This is a genomic window from Aliarcobacter cryaerophilus ATCC 43158 (assembly GCF_003660105.1).
GTDB classification, from domain to species: Bacteria; Campylobacterota; Campylobacteria; order Campylobacterales; family Arcobacteraceae; genus Aliarcobacter; species Aliarcobacter cryaerophilus.
The window spans coordinates 323558-341623 of the sequence record NZ_CP032823.1 but is presented as its reverse complement, the minus strand read 5'-3'; the positions used below and the strand labels follow the sequence as shown (position 1 = coordinate 341623).

The window sequence follows — 18066 nt, the reverse complement described above, 5'->3', positions numbered from 1 at the left end:
TTTAGAAAATTTTTGTTATTGAAGAAAATGGCATACTAACAGTTTCATCAGAAACAACAACAGTACTTTTACCATTTGCTACATATTTATGGTCAGTTACTTCATTTCCATCTGCGTCTTTTACTACTAGTTTTCCATCTTTAACCAAAGGCTTTCCTAAACTCTCCAAAACTAAAGTTTGTCCAGTTTTTTCACCTTTTTCATCGTATAGGTTTCCTGTTTCATCATAGTTAGCTGCTTTAAGTTCATCTCCATCTTTCAAAGATATTCCATTGTGAAGATATAACCACTCTCTTGCTATAACTTGTATTTCACCATCTACATTTTCAATAGATTCAACTGTAAATGCTTTTAAGGCTCCATCTTTATTTGTACTTCCATTTTCAATATTTTTACCAATTACACCTGTTGCTGTTGAAAGCGAAGATTGAGAAAAGGCTGTTTGAATAGATTGAAGTGCTTTTATCATCTCCATATTCGCATTTAATGTACTCATTTGCATTTGAGTTGATAGCATTTTTGCTGAATCCATAGGTTTTGTTGGATCTTGAAGCTTTAACTCTTCAATCATTAGCTTTAAAAAATCATTTGTTGTTAGTGCGTCATTACTTACACTTTGTGTATATTTATTTCCAAAACTATCTGTACCTGTTACACTATTTGTACTGCTTACATCTGCCATATTAAACTCCTTGTTTAAGATTATTAAATCATATGCTCTTCAAAGAAATATTGAACAACATTATCTGAATCCATAGCATCTTGGACTCTAACTGCTAATTTCTCTTCCATAACAATTATATCACCTGTTCCAATTATTCTTGAATTTACATAAATCTCGCCACCACTACCAGCTGGTTTATGCAATGATATAATATCTCCTTCGGTTAATTTTAAAAACTCACCAACTGATATACTAGTGCTTCCAAGCATAACATCAACAACAATTTCGGTATCTACTAATAAATCGTAAACTCTTTCACTTATTTCCATATTTAATACTTTTTAATGTTATTTAATGATTGTATCATAAATCTGATTTTATATCACTAAATCTAAAGATTCAAGCATTGAAGATATTTTTGCTTCAATACTTCCATCAAAATTTCCCAAGTTGCTAGCAATTACAACACCTCCAGCAACTACATTTGCATCCTCAAAAAGTTCAATAAAAGGTTCTAGTTCTAACTCTTGTTTTAAAACATAATAATCTTTTGGATTTAAATGAATTTTTACTTTTGTTGCATTTTTTAGTTTTAGTAAAAGCTGATTTATAGTCTGTTTAGCTATTTTAGAAGAGTTTTCTCCTACTTCAATATTTATAATTTTTTGAGCAATAGATATAGAAGTTTTCAATAATTTACTCTCAAAACCAAAAGCAGCCTGCTCAAAAAACGTTGCACACTGCTTCAAATCTTTTATTGCTTTTATAACTTGAGTATCAAAATCTTTACCTTTGATTATGGCATCTTGTTCGATAGTTGTAACTTTTTGTGACACTTCTTCAATCTTTTTTATCATTTTCTCAAATTCAGCAAAAATAGGCTCTATTTTCTCCAAAACAGCAGAATTATCAACAATGTTCATAGTTTCAACAGGAGTTTTTGATTCTGTTTTTTCTAGATTTAAGCCATTTTCATTTTCTAGTTTTAACTCAACAAACTCATGAGTATCTTCTTTTGGTACTACTTTATTTTTTAAAAAATTAGATAGCTCAAATTTCTCTACTTTTTTATCATCTTTTAGTACTCTTGCACTCGAGTAAACATTTTCAGCCATTAGCTATTCTCTCTTTCAATGACTCCATCGTCCATCATCTTTTGAGCAACAGCCAACATTCTTCTTTGTGCAGCCTCAATATCTTTAATTTTAACTTTTGTAAGCATTTCACTCTCTTCATAAAATCTATCTTTAACTCTTTGAGACATTGCACCTGTAACTTTTTCTATTTGCTCTTGTGTAGTATTTTTCATTGCAACAACAACATCTGCAGACTCAACACTTTGAATAATCTTCATAATATACTCACTATCAAGGTTAAGTAAATCTTCAAATACAAACATATTATCTTTTATTCTAGTCGCCAGAGACGTATCAATCCCGTTTATATTTTTAAGAATATCAACTGCTTTTGGTCCCATTTTATTTAGCATATCTGCAACAACTTTAACACCACCAACATCTACAATTGATGACAATAAAGACTCTAGCTTTTTTTCTAAAACAGCTGAAATAGTTCTTACAACATCAGGAGAAACGTCTTTAATAGTTGCTATTTGAATACTTACTTTTACACGAATCTCTTCATCAAGCTCCATTAAAACATCTGCTGATTTAGAAGGATCCATATGTGCTAAAATAACAGCAATTGTATGAGGTGATTCATCTTTTATAAAGTCACTTAACTGTTTTGGATTTACACCATCAAGATAAGAAAAAGCTTGATTTGCTAGCTTCATTCTTGATAACTTCTCAAGTACCTCTTCAGCTGCGTCTTGTCCAATAGATTTATATAAAATCTCTTTTGCAAAATCATACCCACCAGAACTAATAAACCCTTTTGTTCTAGTATATAAGTGAAACTCCTCTAAAATCGCTAAAGAGACCTCTTTGTTTATAGATTGTATTTGTGTAATAGCAGTTGAAATTTGTTCAACATAAGCTTTATCTAAATATTGAAATATTTTAACTGTTGAGTCTTCACCTATTAGTACAAAAAATCTTGCGATTTTTTCTAACATAGACATACCTTTTAAAATATCAATATCACTATAAATATCTACTGCCATTTATTATTCCTATTTAAAATTAACATTACCTTCACTTAATAACAACTCAATCATTCTTGCAATATCAGCTGGATTATTATTTATCTCTCTATCGAGCTCTTCAATAAATACTTCATACTTAGCTGCTGATTCTTCATCAAGCCCATCAATATTGTTTAAAATTTGACTTTTTACTTTGGTTTTTAATCTTCCATGAGCTGTATTTTGATCTAGTACATCATCAAGTCCAGCCAACATATCTTTTACCAAATCTTCATCATCAACACCTATCTCTTTTTTCTTAGCATCTCCTAAGATTACTAAATCATTGCTTGCTATAAATTTTCTATAAAAAATAAAAAGTAAAAGCCCAACTACTAAATATTGAATATAATCTTTATACTCATCTAGTATACTTTTTATACTCATACTCTCTAAATACCCACTACCACCAATTACATTTCCAAACTCATCTACAAGTTCACCTTTTTCGTTCAAAGATTTAATTCCAACAAATTTAAAATCTTTTACAGTAATTGTATCTCCTCTTCCTTTATCATATCCAATAGCATCTGCAGATAATGATTCTAAAGATGCTAAAAAATCGGCTTTATCTGGATGATCTTTTAAAACACCTGAATCAAAAGTAACAGAAGCTGAAATTCTTCGAATATTTGTAAAATTACTATCTTTTTGAGATATTAGTTTTCTTGAAATCTCATAGTTTGTAACAGTATTTGAGCTTTCACTATTTGAAGATAGTTTACTTCCATCATTTAGCTGTTGTGGAGGTTGAATGTTATTATCAGCTCCAGCTATTCCACCTGTATTATTTCCAAGCCCTGAAGCATTTGCTGTATTTTCAATAACTTGTTGAGATCTAATACTTCCTTCTGGACTATAAATTTCCTCTTCAATATCTTTTTTAGTGAAATCCAAAATCACATTTACTTTTGCCATAACTCTTCCAGCTCCAACAACTGGTTCTAAAAGTGAAATAATTTTTTGCTCATAATCCTCTTCAATTTTATCTTTATACTTTGTTTGAACTGTAGATCTTTGAGTATTCATATCTTCGGCAGATACTTCAAGTAAATTTCCATCTTGATCTATTAGTTGTATATGCTCTTGTTTTAAATCAGGAACAGCAGAAGCTATGAAGTTTTTAATACCATCTAGTTGTTTTTGAGTTAAAAAAATACCTTGTTTTAGTGTCAAAACAGCAGAGGCTGTTGTATTACTCTTTTTCTCAGTAAATATTGTCTCTTTTGGAATTGCTATTTTTACATTTGCTTTTAAAACTCCACTTAAAGACTCTAAACTTTTACTAAGTTCCCCCTCTAAAGCTCTTAAATATTTTACTTTATTTTCAAAATTTGTTGTACCAATAGATGATTTTTCAAAAATTTCCCACCCAACATGCTTGTTTGTTGAAGCTTCACTAGTTACAAGTTTAATTTTTGCAATATTTATAAACTCTTTTGAAGTTTTAAGAGTTAAATTACTTCCACTTCCTGTTACTATAAATGTAATTCCAGCACTTTCAAGCTCTTCAGACGCTCTCATAACATCAGCTTGAGTAAGATTTGAAGCTATTGTGTAGCTTAATTTTTTATCTTCAGCTTTGATATTTGAATATATCAAAAAACCAATAACCAATAATAGCAAAAGAGCAAAACCACCAACAATTGCTATTCTTTGTGCTTTATTTAAATTATTTATAAATTTTAGAAGTTGATCCATTAAAAAATCATCCTATTAACTTTTACCTGAAGCATCAATCACTGATCTAAAAAGCCTTGAATCTTTTTTTATAGATGATTGTATTGCATCAAAAAGAACTTTATTTTTTGATTGCTCACTCATTTGACTATCTAAGTTTACATTATTTCCATCATTTTGTTCTATTAAATTTGGAACTTGAATCAATCTTGGATTGCTAGAACCTCTATAATCAAGATTTTGCATATGGTTAGTTGTTGTTCTTTTTAATTTTAAAATATTTTGCTCTTTTAACTCTTCTGAAAATACTAAATCTTTCGTTTTATACTCTGGAGTGTTAACATTTGCAATATTACTAGATATTACTTTTTGTCTTTCACCTCTAAAATTTAGTTGTTCAAAAAGTTTTCCTGATACTTCACTTGCATGCATTATCTAGTATTTCCTCCAATTTTCTCTATTAAACCAGCGTTTAATTCATCTATTGTTTTAATTGCTCTTTGAGATTGATCAAATCTTCTATGAGCATCTATTAGCTCAACCATAGTACTTACTCTATTTACATTTGATTGCTCAACCGTTCCATTTAAAATCCTATTATCATTGTTTTCAAAATTTTCAACATCATCTAGAGCTAAAGCTTTGTAAGTATTATCTCCTATTTTTTCAAGATTTTTAAAAGATGTTTTAGCAACTCCAATTTGCAACTCAAAGCCATCTTCCACAACTATAGCTTCATTGTCTGCATTCAAAACATTATTTCCATTTCCATCTACTAAAAACCCATCTAAATTTTTAAATGATCCATCTCTTGTATATACTATATCACCATTTTCATTTTGAATTTTAAAAAAACTATCTGGTGCATTTAAAGCAAAATCAAGAGGATTACCAGTCATTTTCATAGGTCCCATTAAAGGGTCTGTATATCTTGTATCAATTTTTGGAATATTATTTATTGTAATTGACTCTACAAGTGGGTTTTGTTGTTCCTCTTGCATTCTTTGTAAATACCAATTAAATGTAGTTTCAGAAGTTCCCTCTTGCTTAAAACCAAAAGTATCTGCATTAGCAAGGTTATTACTTATTTGATCAAGTCTATTTATTTGATTTACCATTGAGGCTGTTAGTGGATAAACACCTTGGTTCATTATATTTCCTTACTTGTTAAATTCAGCTATAAGCTTATCTAAATCATCACCTACTAAATCTTGAGTATCTTTATCTCCATGAATATGTTTAGCCATTGGAAGTTCTCTTGGATTATTATCTTCAAAAAGATTATTTAAATAACTAGATAGTTTTCGAATAACTGACATAACTCTTTCTATTTTTTGTCTATTTATATCATTAAATTGCATAAGTTCCATTCCTTGAAAAATATGCATATCCTCTTCATCTATAGAAGTTTTTAAATCTTTTAGTGAGCTTTCAAAACTTTTTACTTTTTCTAGCTGTTGTTTAAATAACTCTATTTTTGGAAATTTATTACTTAAAGAACTTAAAAGTTTATTTTGAGATAAAACAAACTCTTCATACTCTTTTACTCTTCTTCGTAGATCACTGTTATTGTCCAAAGTCAAACTTAATACATCAAAAATTTGTGAAACTTTCTCTTCTGAATCATTTGCTACTTGACTAAGTTGGCTTACAACTTTTGTGTCATTTTCAGCAGGAAAAGGAAATACTCCTTCACTTATTTTTGAAGATGACCACTCTTTTACAATATCATCATCTGATTTATTAGATTTTGTAACAGGTTCTTCAATTTGCGTATTTAAAGGTGAATGATTTCCTAAAATAGCATCTTCTGATAAAGCATCATCTTCAATATCATTTAAAAGTTCACCTATCTCACTTATTTTCTTCTCACTTGCTGGAGAAACAAGGCTATCTTTATCCTCATTTTTTTCTACTTGAGATAAAAGTGCTTCTATCTCTTTTGTATTTACTTTTTCTTCAGGAATAGACTCTTCTTTAATAGTTTCAACACTATCTTGAGCTGGTATATCCAAACCGTTCATTAAGGCTTCAATATCTTCTTGACTCATACTCATAATAAACCTTTTTTATCTATTTTTTAATAACACCATCTAGTTTCTCTTTTAAAACTTCTGCATTAAAAGGTTTTACAATGTAGTTATTAACTCCTGCTTTCAAAGCTGTAATAACTTCACCTTTACCACCTTCAGTTGTAATCATAATAATAGGTGTTTTTTGATGCGTTCCTTCGCTTCTTACTTTTTTAACAAGCTCTAAACCATTCATATTTGGCATATTCCAGTCTGTTAAAATAATATCGTAATGCCCCTCTGTAAGAAGTTTCCAAGCTTTCAATCCATCTTCAGCTTCATCAAAACTCTCTTTGCTAAATCCTAATTGCATAACTACATTACCAATAATTCTTCTCATTGTTGAACTATCATCAACTATTAGAATTCTCATTTTTTCCTCTTTGTATTAAAATTATTCCAATAAAGTATGCATTATATTTAATTTGTTTTAAATTTTTACTTAAAATTGGATTTATAGGGATTTAGATTTATCTAAAATTAATCCATCTTAAAATATAATATATGATTATTGATAAAGGAGATTTCTTATGATTAGAGGACTTTATACAGCTGCAACTGGAATGAATGCAATGCAGAGTCAAATTGATGTAACTTCACACAATATTGCGAATGTTAATACAACTGGATTCAAACAAGATAGAGCTGAATTTCAAGATTTGATTTATGAAACTTTAAACTATACAGCTGGTCAAACTACACAAGACACTAGAAATCCAACGGGAATTGATGTTGGTCTTGGAGTTAGGCTTGCAAATATTCAAAAAAACTTTACAGAAGGTGATTTAAAGCCCACTGGAAACCCTCTTGATGTTGCAATCGTGGGAAAAGGGTTTTTTCAAATTACACTTCCTAGTGGTGAAATAGCATATAGTAGAAATGGTAACTTTAAGCTTGATGCTGAAGGAACTATTGTAAACGGAAATGGATATGCGCTTGAACCTCAAATAGTTGTTCCTCAAAATGCAAAAGACTTAAGTATTGGAAATGATGGTTTTGTAACAGCAAGAGATCCTCAAACTGGAGATACTATAGATTTAGGTCAGATTATTTTGGCAGATTTTATAAATCCAGCAGGGCTAGCTCCTTTAGGTGATTCTTTATTTATGCAAACAGATGCCAGTGGTGATGTTGTTGAAGGAGATCCAACTACAGAGCAGTTTGGTGGGTTAAGACAAGGCATGGTAGAAAGTTCAAATGTTAAACTTGTAAACGAGATGGTTGATTTAATTACAGCACAAAGAGCCTATGAAGCAAACTCAAAAGCAATTACAACTGCGGATAGTATGCTTGACACTGTAAATAGGTTAAAAAATTAATTATAGTTTTTAGTCCATTATGAATTTAGAAGAGTTAAAAAAATTAAGAGAAAAAAATTTCTCAAAGCATAAACAAAAAAAAAGAGCCTACTATCTAAAAAGTAAAATAAAAAAAGAGATAGATTACGAAGATGAATTAAAAGATGATGGCTTTTTAAAAAAAATGCAAGAGATTGTAAAAAGCCAAAGACTCTACATGGATAGCAGACAAGAGACAATTAAGAAGAAAGTAGAAGAGTATCAAATTCTAAAAAGAGATTACTATGAGCAAAATAAAGAAAAGAGACTTGAATATGATAAAGAGTATAGAGAGAGAAAAAAAGAGCAACTAAAAGAGTATAGGCAAAAATATTACGAGAAGCAAAAAGAGAAAAAACTAGAAGAAGAGAAAAATGGAAACAACTAATTCAAATCCAGAAGATAAAATAAGTGAAAATCAAGAGCAACAAGAAGAAGATAAAAAAGACAAAACACTTCTTATAAAAAGAGTTTTATTTATTACTATTGGTGTTTTACTACTTTTTTTAATAGTATTAGCTACTATCTTTATTTTTAAAAGCGAGGAAACAAAAGAATCTACTGAATCTTCACCTCCTGTTGAAAAATCTACTCAAATAAATGAAAATAGCACTGAAAGCGTTCCTCCTGAACCAGAAATAAAAGAAACAAAATTTGATTTTAATAATCTAGAGCCTGAAAAATTAAATGAACAGCTAGAATTACTAACAAATAAAAATATGGAGTACCAAAAAGAGAAAGAGCAAAAAATTCTTGAAGAAGAGAAAAAGCTATCACCTATTTTTAATCTTGTAAATAATCTAAAAGACAAAGAAGAGAATAAAAAAGAAGAAATTACTAAAACTCCTTTGGAAGATACTAATATAAAAGAAATTAAAAAAGAAGAAATATCAAAAACCGAAGAGATAAAAGAAGAAAAGAAAGAAGAAGTAATTAGCGATAAAAATGGAATATCATTAGCAGTAAACAGTGAAACTAAAACTAAAGATAATAATCAAGAAAAAAATTCCAACTTAATAGACGAACCTACTAAAATAACAGAATCTTTAAATTTTGTAAAGCTTATAAATGTTGCCAAAATAAAAGGAAGTTTAAATAAAAAGTATCTTGATAAAGTAGTTGAAGTAAATGCAAATATATTGCTTTGTAGAGATGATGAAAATATAATAGAGCTATATTATGGTCCATTTCTAGAAGATAGCCTAAGAGATGATTTACTTTCTAAATTGATTAAAAATGGATTTAAAGAGTCTTATTCTTTGGAGATGACAAAAGAAGAGTTTGATAAAAGATGTAATTACTAAGAATTTTCTAAAATATCAAAAGCATTTTTTACAAATATTTTTTTGTTTTCTATATCTATTTTTTCTATAAATTTATCAAAAATATGCGGTATTAAGAATACTTTTGGAAGTTCTTTTGATACAAGTTCACTAGAAGTTTGAACTTCTAAATAGTCATTTAATGGGTATCTATGAATATCTTTTACTTTTCCTAAAAGTAAATCATTTTCAAAAATCTCACAAGAGATTAAGTCAAACCAAAAAAATTCATTTTCTTTTAATACACAAAACTCTTTAGTAGCTTCTTGAGTAGTAAATAGTTCACTATTTGTAAGTTTTCTTGCTAAATCTACATCTAAATAGTTTTCGAATAAAACTAGCTCTTTATTTGGATTATACTCCAAAATTGTCAAAGTCAAATTTCTATTTGTTGTAAAAACAGCACCTTTTTTAAACTGCATAGGAAAGTCAGAGTCTATAAAAAGCCTTAAATGACCTTGTAAACCAACTGCTTTTCCTAATTTTGCAACATAAACTTTATTCATCTATTTTGTAACTACTTGTATTTTATAAGATATTCCATCTTTTGCTTTACAACCATTTGCAATTGTTTTTAGAGCATTTATCATATTTCCATTTTTTCCAATAAGTTTTCCTATATCAACACTATTTACGCTTATTGTAATTTCAACGAAATTTTCATCAATTTGCTCTTTTGTTACAACAATATCCTCTGGAACTGCAACAACTAGTTTTGCATAGTTTTCTATAAAATTTATTATCATTTTATTTTAAACTATTATCTTGAAGCTAATTTTTTAACTTTTTCAGATGGTTTCGCACCAACACTTAACCAATAGTTATATCTCTCTTCATCAATTTTAAGAACTTGAGGCTCTACAACTGGATTGAAGTAACCAATTGATTCAATCCAACCTGAATCTCTTCTTTTTCTTGAGTCTGTTACAACTATTCTATAAAATGGTTTTTTATTTCTTCCCATTCTTGTTAATCTAATCACTGTCATGTTTTATCCTTTTTTTATTTATAGTATTGAGCTTTAAACTCCAAAAAAGTTTATAGCTCAACACTATTTATTTGATATTATCTTGGAATTTTTGGCATTCCATTTGCTCCTACTTGAGAAAGCATGTTATGTAAACCTTTCATTCCACCTTTACTTGAAAGCTGTTTTGCCATCTTTGATGCACTTTTAAACTGTTTTAAAATCTTATTTACTTGAACTTCACCAAGCCCCGCTCCAGTAGAAATTCTTTTTTTTCTACTAGGATTTAGTAAATCTGGATTTTCTCTCTCTTTTGGAGTCATAGAACCAATTAAAGCTTTAATTCTTTTTATCTCTACAGAATTTTCAAAATCCATATCTTTTAAAGCAGGCATAGCACTACTTAATCCAGGAATCATTCCAATAATTGACTTTAAACTACCTAACTTACTCATCATTTGTAGCTGCTCTAAAAAGTCATTAAAGTTGAATTCACCTTTTTTGATTTTTTTACTAACTTCTTTTGCTTTTTTCTCATCAAAAATTGTTGATGTTTTTTCAGCAAGCCCAGCAATATCACCAAGTCCTAAAAGTCTTGAAACTATTCTATCTGGAATAAAAACTTCCAAATCTGGCATTTTTTCACCAATACCAATAAATCTCAAAGGAACTTCAACTTGACTTGCAATACTTAAAGCAACTCCACCTTTTGTATCACCATCATATTTTGATAAAATAACCCCATCTATTCCAATTTTCTCTTTAAATGTAATAGCTGTTTTAGTTGCATCGTGTCCTGTTAATGAATCTGCAACATAAAAAATTTCATTTGGATTTACTGCATTCTTAATCTCTTTTAGCTCATTCATAAGCTCTTCGTCAATAGCAAGTCTTCCAGCAGTATCCAATAAAACAACATCATAATGCTCTTTTTTTGCTTTTTCAATAGCACTTTTTGCAATTTTTACAGGATTTTTTTCTGTATCATCAAAATATATATCAACTTCTATTGAAGCAGCAATTTGTTTTAGTTGCTCAACTGCTGCAAGTCTTTGTAAATCACAAGCAACAACTAAAACTTTTTTATTTCTTACTTTAAGATAATTTGCAAGTTTTCCTGTTGTTGTTGTTTTTCCACTTCCTTGAAGACCAGTCATTAAAACAACAGTTGGAGGAGTTGAAGAGAATACGAAACCTTGATTTCCATTTGCTGTTAGAGTTTTTTCAAGTTCTTGCTTTAATACTTTTATGAAGTTATCTTGTCCAATTCCTAATTTTTTTGTCTCGATTTCAATAGAATTTAATAAATCTTTTGTAGTTTTATGATGAACATCAGCTTTTAAGAAAGCTTTTTTTAACTCAAGTGTAGCACGATTTAATGATGCAACATCGTCTTGATGTCTAATCTTCCCTATTATTCCTTTTAACGAACCTGTTATTGAATCAAACAAAACATAACTCCCATATTTTTTATTTTGAAATTTTATTTAATTTTTACTTTAATATAGTTTAAAATTAAATTAAATTTAAGTCTTTTTTTAGTTTATACTTTTTTAAAAAGCCTATATCTTAGGCTTTTTATTTTTTAAAAGCTTAATTTTAGCTAAAATCATACACTTTAAACTCTTTTGGCTCGCGTGCCTCAAAAGTGTAATCAAAGATTTTTGTAATTTTTGAATGAAGTAAAACTCTATTTACATTTGAAGCTGTTCTTCCATATATTGCATCTCCAATAATTGGTAATCCAACAAAATTTAAGTGAACTCTAATTTGATGAGTTCTTCCACTTTCAATTACCAGTTTTATCTTTGACTTATTTCCTTCTACTAAAAGTGGATAAACCGTTGTTTTTGCACTTTTTCCATTTTTATCAACTTTTGATTTAGCAACTCCTCTATCTTTTGTTGTTAAAATTGGTTTATCTATTACAATCTCTTCTATAACTTTTCCTTCAACAATAGCCACATACTCTTTATATACTCTATTTTGTGCAAACTCTTTTATAGCTTTTTTTTGAAACTCTTCGTTTTTTGCAAACATCATAACACCACTTGTCTCTTTATCAAGTCTATTTAGAAGTATTGCATTTTTAAAAGTTTTTGCAATTTCATCTGCTGTTAAAAATGCTGGTTTGTCAACTACCAAAATATCATCATCTTCAAAAATAACTTTTGTTTTTGCTAGTTCTTTTACACTAAATTTTGTGTCTTCTTTTATCTCACCTCTAGCAATCATTACTTTTTTATCACCAACTTTTACCAAACCTCTATCAATTAAATCTTTTGCTTTTGCATTTGATATTCTTTCTTGAATTGCTAGAAGCTTATATGCTTTATCATATCCTACTGCCATTTTTTTATCTCCTTTATTATAGGTTCAAATGAACCTTCTTTTGTTAATTCTGGTTTTAAAAGAGTATTTGCTTTTTCTAAATACTCTTTTAACTCACTGTTTTCTATTAAATAATAGTTTTTTATACACTCAAAAAGTGATTTTTGATTAAAAATATTTTTTCCACTAATAATCACATTTCCAAAAAAAGCAGGCTCAATAGGATTATGTCCTCCAATTTTGGCAAATGCTCCACCTAAAATTGTAATATCACTTATTTCGTAAATATCATTTAAAATTCCCATGATATCTACTAAAACTATATCACTATGAAAATCCTCTTTATTACTAAATTTATGAAAACTAATATTCTTATCTTTCACATAATTTTTAATTAATTCTTCAACTTTTAAAAATCTCTCAGGATGCCTAGGAACAATAATAAGTTTTCCAAACTCTTTATTATAAGCATTTAAAACAAGCTCTTCTTCACCTTCATGCGTACTTGCTGCAACTATTGTTGTAATATTTTGTTTTTCAAACAAAGCTTTCTTTTGAGGAAGCTGTGCTAGTTTTATATTTCCAATTACTTCAACATTTGAAGCTCCAAGCTCTTGTAATCTTTGTTTATCAATTTCGCTTTGTGCAAAAACTTTATCTATATTTTTAAAAATTTTTTTATAAAAAAATCTAAACCTAAGATAAGATTTATATGATTTATCAGAAATTCTAGCATTTATAAGTAAAGTTTTTGCACCTTTTTTTTTGGCAATTAAAAAAAGCATATACCAAAGTTCTGCTTCCATAACTACTAAAACTTTTTGTCTTATTATCCAAAAAGGCAAAAAAATCTCAAAAGGTAAAAATCTAACATTTTTACAAATAGCTTTTGCTTCATCAAATCCAGTATTTGTAATAACCGTAATGTTTGATTCCTCTTCAAACTCTTTTATAAGAGGTTTTATAGCTCTTACTTCACCCATAGAACAAGAGTGAAACCAAACACCAGATTTTTCAAATTTTGGATTGTTTTTTAAGAAAAATTTTGCAGGAATTGCAAGTTTATATTTTTTACTTTTTGACTTGTAGAATAAATATGGAATTAAAACAATATAAACTACAAGTAAAATAAAATTATAAAAAAGCGTAAAAAGGCTCAAATTAAGCCTCTGTTACATCTGTTTCTTCTTCACCTTTATAAAGAATTCTTCCACAATGAAGGCAATTTACAATCTCTTCACCTTTTAAAACTTCAGCATAAGTTTTGTCATTTATCTTAATAAAACAACCATAACAAGCTTGTTGTTTTACAGGAACTACTGCTGTATCTTTTGCCCATCTTTTAATTTTTTCGTAGAAAGTTAATATTTTTTTATCGAATTGATCCAAAAGTTCATTTCTTTTGTCATAAATTACATTTCTTTCTTTGTTGATTGCTTCAATTTCATTATCAACAGAAATTCTAATTTCTTTAATATCTTCTTCTTCAGTTTTTAGTTTTTCTTGGAGTTCTTTTAGTTTCTCTTCTTTTGCAACTGTTAATTTATCAAATCTTTCTATCTCTTCATTTGCAAAGCTTACTTGTTCTTTTGCAATCTCTTCTTCTAACTGAAGAGCTTTTAACTCTTTTTCATTTGTTACTTCTTTATTCTTTTTAGCGATTTGATCTAGTTTTGTTTTTAGTTCTGCTAAATGAATATTATTTTTTGTTCGTTTAGATTTTAACTCATCAATCTCTAAATAAACACTATTTATAGAAACTTTTAGTGCCTCTGCTGTTTCTACAAAAACGGCTAATTTTGCTTTTTGATTTTCAATTTTTGGGTCAAATTGACTAATACTTGTATCAAATTTTGACAAAGCAATTAAATCTTGTAAATATTTATTCAATGTTTTCTCCTTAAAAAAACTCAAATGGATTTTTTGAAGCTGTTATTATAGCTTTTAATTTATTTTTTTTCAAATATACTTCTAGAAGTTCTTCCAAAAGTATATTAAAATGATTTTCACTCTCATAGTGTCTTATATCAATTAAAGACAATCCTCTAGCTTTTGCTTCCATAGCATCATGATATTTTATATCACCTGTTATAAAGCAATCTGCTTTTACCTCATCTATCAAACTCATAGCTGAACCTGTACAAATAGCCAATGTTTTAATATTATCTTTTGTTTTTACAAATTTTATATTTTTTAAATTTAACTTTTTGCTTAAATGTTTTAGAAGCTCACTAAAACTCATATCTATATTGCAAGTTGCAATAAACTCATTTTGATTTTCAATTTTAAAATCTAAAATCTTCTCAACCACAAACCTATTTAAGTGTGTTTTATCTATATTCGTATGCATAGAAATAAGTGATATATCTTTTTTTATAAGCTCTTTTAATATTTTTGAAGAGTATGTATCATAATTTAATCTTTTTAAACCACTAAAAATAAGTGGATGGTGAGTTATAACCAAAGAGTTTGGCTTTAAAGTTTCTACTAAATCTAAATCCAAATCCATACTAAGATATAAAGTTTCAAACTCATCTTCAAAGTTTCCTACAAGAAGTCCTGAATTATCCCATTTTTCTTGAAGTTCAAAAGGGCTAATTGTGTTTAAAAATTCATAAATATCTCTTATTTTCACCCTTATGCTCTTCCAACTCTTTTTAGTCTCTGATTCTCTTGCTCTTTATACATAACTGCGCATGCTTGTGCAAGCTCTCTAACTTTTAAAATATAATTTTGTCTTTCTGTAACACTTATTGCTTTTCGTGCATCTAAAGTATTAAATGCATGGCTTGCTATCATACATTGATCATAAGCAGGAAGCGGAAGTTGCGCTTCCAAACAAGCCTTACACTCATTAAACGCCTCTTCAAAATCTCTAAATAGTTTTGTTGTATTTGCTACTTCAAAATTATATTTTGAAAATTGATATTCACCTTCTTTGTGAACATCTGCATAAGTTGTAATGCCATGTTTATTTTTATTCCAAACAATATCAAAAACAGAATCAACACCCTGAAGATACATAGCAAGTCTTTCTGTACCATAAGTAATTTCAACAGCAACAGGATCACATGAAAGTCCTCCAACTTGTTGAAAATATGTAAATTGTGTAACTTCCATACCATCAAGCCAAACTTCCCACCCAAGTCCCCAAGCTCCTAAAGTTGGTGATTCCCAGTTATCTTCTACAAATCTAACATCATGTTTACTTAAATCAAGCCCTAAATATTCTAACGATTTTAAATATAAATCTTGAATATTCTCTAAACTTGGTTTTATTAAAACTTGAAACTGATAGTATGCACCTAATCTATTCGGATTTTCTCCATATCTTCCATCTGTTGGACGCCTGCTAGGTGCTACATAAGCAACACTCCAAGGAGTTGAGTCTAAGCTTCTTAAAAGTGTTGCTGGATGAAAAGTTCCAGCACCAGCTGCAATATCATAAGGCTGAACAATATTGCAACCTTCATTTGCCCAAAACTCTTGAAGTTTTAATAACATTTGTGAAAAAGTAAGCATCTTATTTTATTCCTAACTCTTTATTTAATTTCTCTTTGTCAAAACCGCATATCCAAACATCTCCAACTAAAAAAACTGGAGCACCTTTACATCTTTTTTGACAATCATATAAGGCTTTTTTATTTTTTGTTAAGTCAATTTGATTAAATTTCAGTTTTCGACTTTTTAAGTAGTTAATAGCCTCTTGGCACCATTTACAGTTTGGTAAAGTAAATAGTGCAATTGGCTTCAATATTATAAAATCACTTCAATATCTTTTGAATCAGTCTCAACAGCTTTTGCTTTTACAATTCTGTCTTCTTTTAGTTTTATTGCTAAATCTTTATCACTAATTGCTAAAATTTGCATTGCTAAATAAGCAGCATTAATTGCACCTGCTTTTCCTAAAGCAACAGTAGCAACTGGCATACCAGCTGGCATTTGAACAGTTGAAAGCATAGCATCCATACCATCCATTGCACCACCTTTCATAGGAACTCCAATAATTGGTTTTGTTGTAGTAGCTGCCAAAGCTCCAGCAAGGTGTGCTGCCATTCCAGCTGCTGCAATAAATGCAATCGCACCTTTTTCCTCAGCTTCTTTTACATACTCTTTTGTTCTTTCAGGACTTCTATGAGCAGAAGAGATAATTAACTCATATTTTACTTTGAACTGTTCAAAAGTATCTGCACAGTTTTTCATAATTTCATAATCTGACTTACTACCCATAATGATTGATACAAATTTCATTTATATTCCTATTTATTTAATTTTAAAAGTCTTATTATATCAAAAACTTTCTAAGACTTTTACAATCTTATCTATCTTGAGTTTTTTCCACTCTTCAAATTTATTTATAGTCAAACTATCATTCTCATATATAAATTTTGATAGATTTTTAGAGCTATCTTTTACAAAAATTGTTTTTGTACATTTGTAATATTTAAGCTGCTCTTCATACTCTTTAAAAGTTGCTATGCAAACTGTTGGTATCATAAAACAATCTGCTATGTGAAGTGCTGATGTATAAGCAGTAATTAGCTTATCACAAGATGAAACTATATACATAAAGTCTTCAATTGTTTTTGAATAAGATGATAAATCCAAAAAGTTATCTGCTTTTATTTTATTATCAATCAAAAGAGTTGAAACGATTGTATAATCATCTAACTTGTCTATCAAATTTTTTAAAATCTCAATAGCAAAGTTTTGAGGAATAGATTTATTTATATTTGCACTATAAGGATGAAAAAGTAAAAGTTTTCCTCTTTCTTTACGCTCTTGTATCTTTTGTTTTAAACCTTTTGTTAGTTCAAAATGGTCTGTTTTTAACTGTGAAAATTTTTCTAAATCTGATATTTTTTTATAATCTATCCCAAATTTAAAAAGCCAAGCATCAACTGGATTTATATCTAAGATTTTTGTAATATCAATACTGTTGTCAACAAAATAGTCATATTCACAAATAGTTTTACTATTTATTGCAAGTGGTAAAATCTCATTTATATAATCTTGAGTTGAATATATACTTTTATCTCTATTGTAATAACTATTATTTGAAGCTTTTATGTATACATCAAGTTTTACAACTTTGTATATCTCTTTTAATTTATTATAAAAAATTCTAAGGGCAGCCATTCCGCTTATCATTTGGCTAATACTACTTCCCAAAGTTCCAATAATAGCAACTTTTATACTAGTTTTATGAAAACTTTTTAGTTGATTTAAAAAATTCTGCTCTTTTAACTCCAAAAATCTTAAATCTTTAAGCTCCAATCTCTCTATACTCTCATTTTCTATAATTACACCCAATTGTGTAGGAAATGATGGATTTTTTAGTACACTTTGTTCGTTTATAATTTTTGCATTATATTTACTTTTATCAACTTTTGCAAAGATATCTTTTAAGTCATTAAAATCATCGTAAGTTGTAAGATATATTGTCTCATTCTCTATTCCAATAGGCGCTTTAAACCTATTGTACTTTAAAATTGTTCCATCAGTTATTTTAATATTAATGCTATTTGTGGCTCTAAAAAAAATCAT

24 protein-coding genes are annotated in these 18066 nt (G+C 28.6%); 3 read left to right on the top strand and 21 right to left on the bottom strand.

The genetic code is table 11. The features are described from left to right. Nucleotide 1: 1 nt before the first annotated feature. From ACRYA_RS01660 to ACRYA_RS01620, 9 genes are read right to left on the bottom strand one after another with little or no spacing between them, the layout of a single operon-like run. Complete coding sequence (locus ACRYA_RS01660; RefSeq protein WP_105917842.1) at nt 2-682, bottom strand: flagellar hook assembly protein FlgD; 681 nt, start codon at nt 680-682, stop codon at nt 2-4. 23 nt (nt 683-705) lie between these two features. After that, the gene (locus tag ACRYA_RS01655; protein WP_066166654.1) at nt 706-993 is read right to left on the bottom strand and encodes a FliM/FliN family flagellar motor switch protein; all 288 of its coding nucleotides are present in this window, start codon (nt 991-993) and stop codon (nt 706-708) included. 48 nt (nt 994-1041) lie between these two features. Next, nucleotides 1042-1779, bottom strand: a complete 738-nt coding sequence (locus ACRYA_RS01650; RefSeq protein ID WP_105917843.1) for a FliH/SctL family protein — start codon at nt 1777-1779, stop codon at nt 1042-1044. Continuing rightward, the gene (gene fliG, locus ACRYA_RS01645) at nt 1779-2789 is read right to left on the bottom strand and encodes a flagellar motor switch protein FliG (RefSeq protein ID WP_105917844.1); all 1011 of its coding nucleotides are present in this window, start codon (nt 2787-2789) and stop codon (nt 1779-1781) included. The genes ACRYA_RS01650 and fliG overlap by 1 nt, the downstream gene beginning before the upstream one ends. Nucleotides 2790-2798: 9 nt before the next feature. Beyond that, nucleotides 2799-4511: a flagellar basal-body MS-ring/collar protein FliF gene (gene fliF / locus ACRYA_RS01640; protein WP_121443266.1), complete on the bottom strand. Its 1713-nt coding sequence runs from the start codon at nt 4509-4511 to the stop codon at nt 2799-2801. A gap of 15 nt (nt 4512-4526) precedes the next feature. Continuing rightward, nucleotides 4527-4922 carry a flagellar basal body rod protein FlgB gene (gene flgB, locus ACRYA_RS01635; RefSeq protein WP_105911676.1) on the bottom strand — a complete coding sequence of 132 codons (396 nt, stop codon included), beginning with the start codon at nt 4920-4922 and terminating at the stop codon, nt 4527-4529. Beyond that, nucleotides 4922-5641: a flagellar hook-basal body protein gene (locus ACRYA_RS01630; RefSeq protein ID WP_105917846.1), complete on the bottom strand. Its 720-nt coding sequence runs from the start codon at nt 5639-5641 to the stop codon at nt 4922-4924. The genes flgB and ACRYA_RS01630 overlap by 1 nt, the downstream gene beginning before the upstream one ends. 9 nt (nt 5642-5650) lie before the next feature. Then, nucleotides 5651-6541 carry a hypothetical protein gene (locus ACRYA_RS01625; protein WP_170144468.1) on the bottom strand — a complete coding sequence of 297 codons (891 nt, stop codon included), beginning with the start codon at nt 6539-6541 and terminating at the stop codon, nt 5651-5653. A gap of 22 nt (nt 6542-6563) precedes the next feature. Continuing rightward, nucleotides 6564-6935 (bottom strand): response regulator, encoded by a 372-nt coding sequence (locus ACRYA_RS01620; RefSeq protein ID WP_066155001.1) that lies wholly within the window; start codon nt 6933-6935, stop codon nt 6564-6566. A 157-nt stretch (nt 6936-7092) separates the two neighbouring features. On the opposite strand from ACRYA_RS01620, the gene flgG reads away from it, so the two are divergent. Genes flgG through ACRYA_RS01605 form a run of 3 tightly spaced genes read left to right on the top strand, consistent with a single transcriptional unit; the run spans nt 7093 to nt 9203 of the window. Then, nucleotides 7093-7881, top strand: a complete 789-nt coding sequence (flgG, locus tag ACRYA_RS01615; RefSeq protein ID WP_105917848.1) for a flagellar basal-body rod protein FlgG — start codon at nt 7093-7095, stop codon at nt 7879-7881. A gap of 19 nt (nt 7882-7900) precedes the next feature. Next, nucleotides 7901-8287, top strand: a complete 387-nt coding sequence (locus ACRYA_RS01610; protein ID WP_105917849.1) for a hypothetical protein — start codon at nt 7901-7903, stop codon at nt 8285-8287. Continuing rightward, a complete protein-coding gene (locus ACRYA_RS01605) occupies nt 8274-9203 on the top strand; it encodes a flagellar basal body-associated FliL family protein (protein ID WP_105917850.1) in 930 nt (309 codons plus the stop codon). The genes ACRYA_RS01610 and ACRYA_RS01605 overlap by 14 nt, the downstream gene beginning before the upstream one ends. Here the strand turns inward: ACRYA_RS01605 and rimM are convergent. The 12 genes from rimM to ACRYA_RS01545 form a co-directional block, all read right to left on the bottom strand. After that, on the bottom strand, nt 9200-9727 hold the full coding sequence (gene rimM / locus ACRYA_RS01600; RefSeq protein WP_105917851.1) for a ribosome maturation factor RimM: 528 nt from the start codon (nt 9725-9727) through the stop codon (nt 9200-9202). The two genes, ACRYA_RS01605 and rimM, sit on opposite strands and share 4 nt — an antisense overlap. Next, complete coding sequence (locus tag ACRYA_RS01595; protein WP_105911669.1) at nt 9728-9967, bottom strand: KH domain-containing protein; 240 nt, start codon at nt 9965-9967, stop codon at nt 9728-9730. Between the two features lie 14 nt (nt 9968-9981). Further along, complete coding sequence (gene rpsP / locus ACRYA_RS01590; RefSeq protein ID WP_066154982.1) at nt 9982-10209, bottom strand: 30S ribosomal protein S16; 228 nt, start codon at nt 10207-10209, stop codon at nt 9982-9984. Between the two features lie 77 nt (nt 10210-10286). Further along, nucleotides 10287-11639 (bottom strand): signal recognition particle protein, encoded by a 1353-nt coding sequence (ffh, locus tag ACRYA_RS01585; protein WP_105917852.1) that lies wholly within the window; start codon nt 11637-11639, stop codon nt 10287-10289. 148 nt (nt 11640-11787) lie between these two features. Further along, on the bottom strand, nt 11788-12540 hold the full coding sequence (locus tag ACRYA_RS01580; protein WP_105917853.1) for a pseudouridine synthase family protein: 753 nt from the start codon (nt 12538-12540) through the stop codon (nt 11788-11790). Then, entirely contained in the window at nt 12531-13679 is a 1149-nt protein-coding gene (gene waaA, locus ACRYA_RS01575; RefSeq protein ID WP_105917854.1) for a lipid IV(A) 3-deoxy-D-manno-octulosonic acid transferase, read from the bottom strand. The genes ACRYA_RS01580 and waaA overlap by 10 nt, the downstream gene beginning before the upstream one ends. Before the next feature lies 1 nt (nt 13680). Beyond that, nucleotides 13681-14409 carry a zinc ribbon domain-containing protein gene (locus ACRYA_RS01570; RefSeq protein WP_105917855.1) on the bottom strand — a complete coding sequence of 243 codons (729 nt, stop codon included), beginning with the start codon at nt 14407-14409 and terminating at the stop codon, nt 13681-13683. 10 nt (nt 14410-14419) lie between these two features. Then, the gene (locus tag ACRYA_RS01565; RefSeq protein ID WP_105917856.1) at nt 14420-15154 is read right to left on the bottom strand and encodes a Nif3-like dinuclear metal center hexameric protein; all 735 of its coding nucleotides are present in this window, start codon (nt 15152-15154) and stop codon (nt 14420-14422) included. A 2-nt stretch (nt 15155-15156) separates the two neighbouring features. Beyond that, nucleotides 15157-16041 (bottom strand): glycine--tRNA ligase subunit alpha, encoded by an 885-nt coding sequence (gene glyQ / locus ACRYA_RS01560; RefSeq protein WP_105917857.1) that lies wholly within the window; start codon nt 16039-16041, stop codon nt 15157-15159. 1 nt (nt 16042) lies between these two features. Continuing rightward, entirely contained in the window at nt 16043-16273 is a 231-nt protein-coding gene (locus tag ACRYA_RS01555; protein ID WP_105917858.1) for a glutaredoxin family protein, read from the bottom strand. 2 nt (nt 16274-16275) lie between these two features. Then, nucleotides 16276-16770 carry a 5-(carboxyamino)imidazole ribonucleotide mutase gene (gene purE / locus ACRYA_RS01550; RefSeq protein ID WP_105917859.1) on the bottom strand — a complete coding sequence of 165 codons (495 nt, stop codon included), beginning with the start codon at nt 16768-16770 and terminating at the stop codon, nt 16276-16278. Between the two features lie 39 nt (nt 16771-16809). Beyond that, a complete protein-coding gene (locus ACRYA_RS01545; protein WP_105917860.1) occupies nt 16810-18066 on the bottom strand; it encodes a glycosyltransferase family 9 protein in 1257 nt (418 codons plus the stop codon).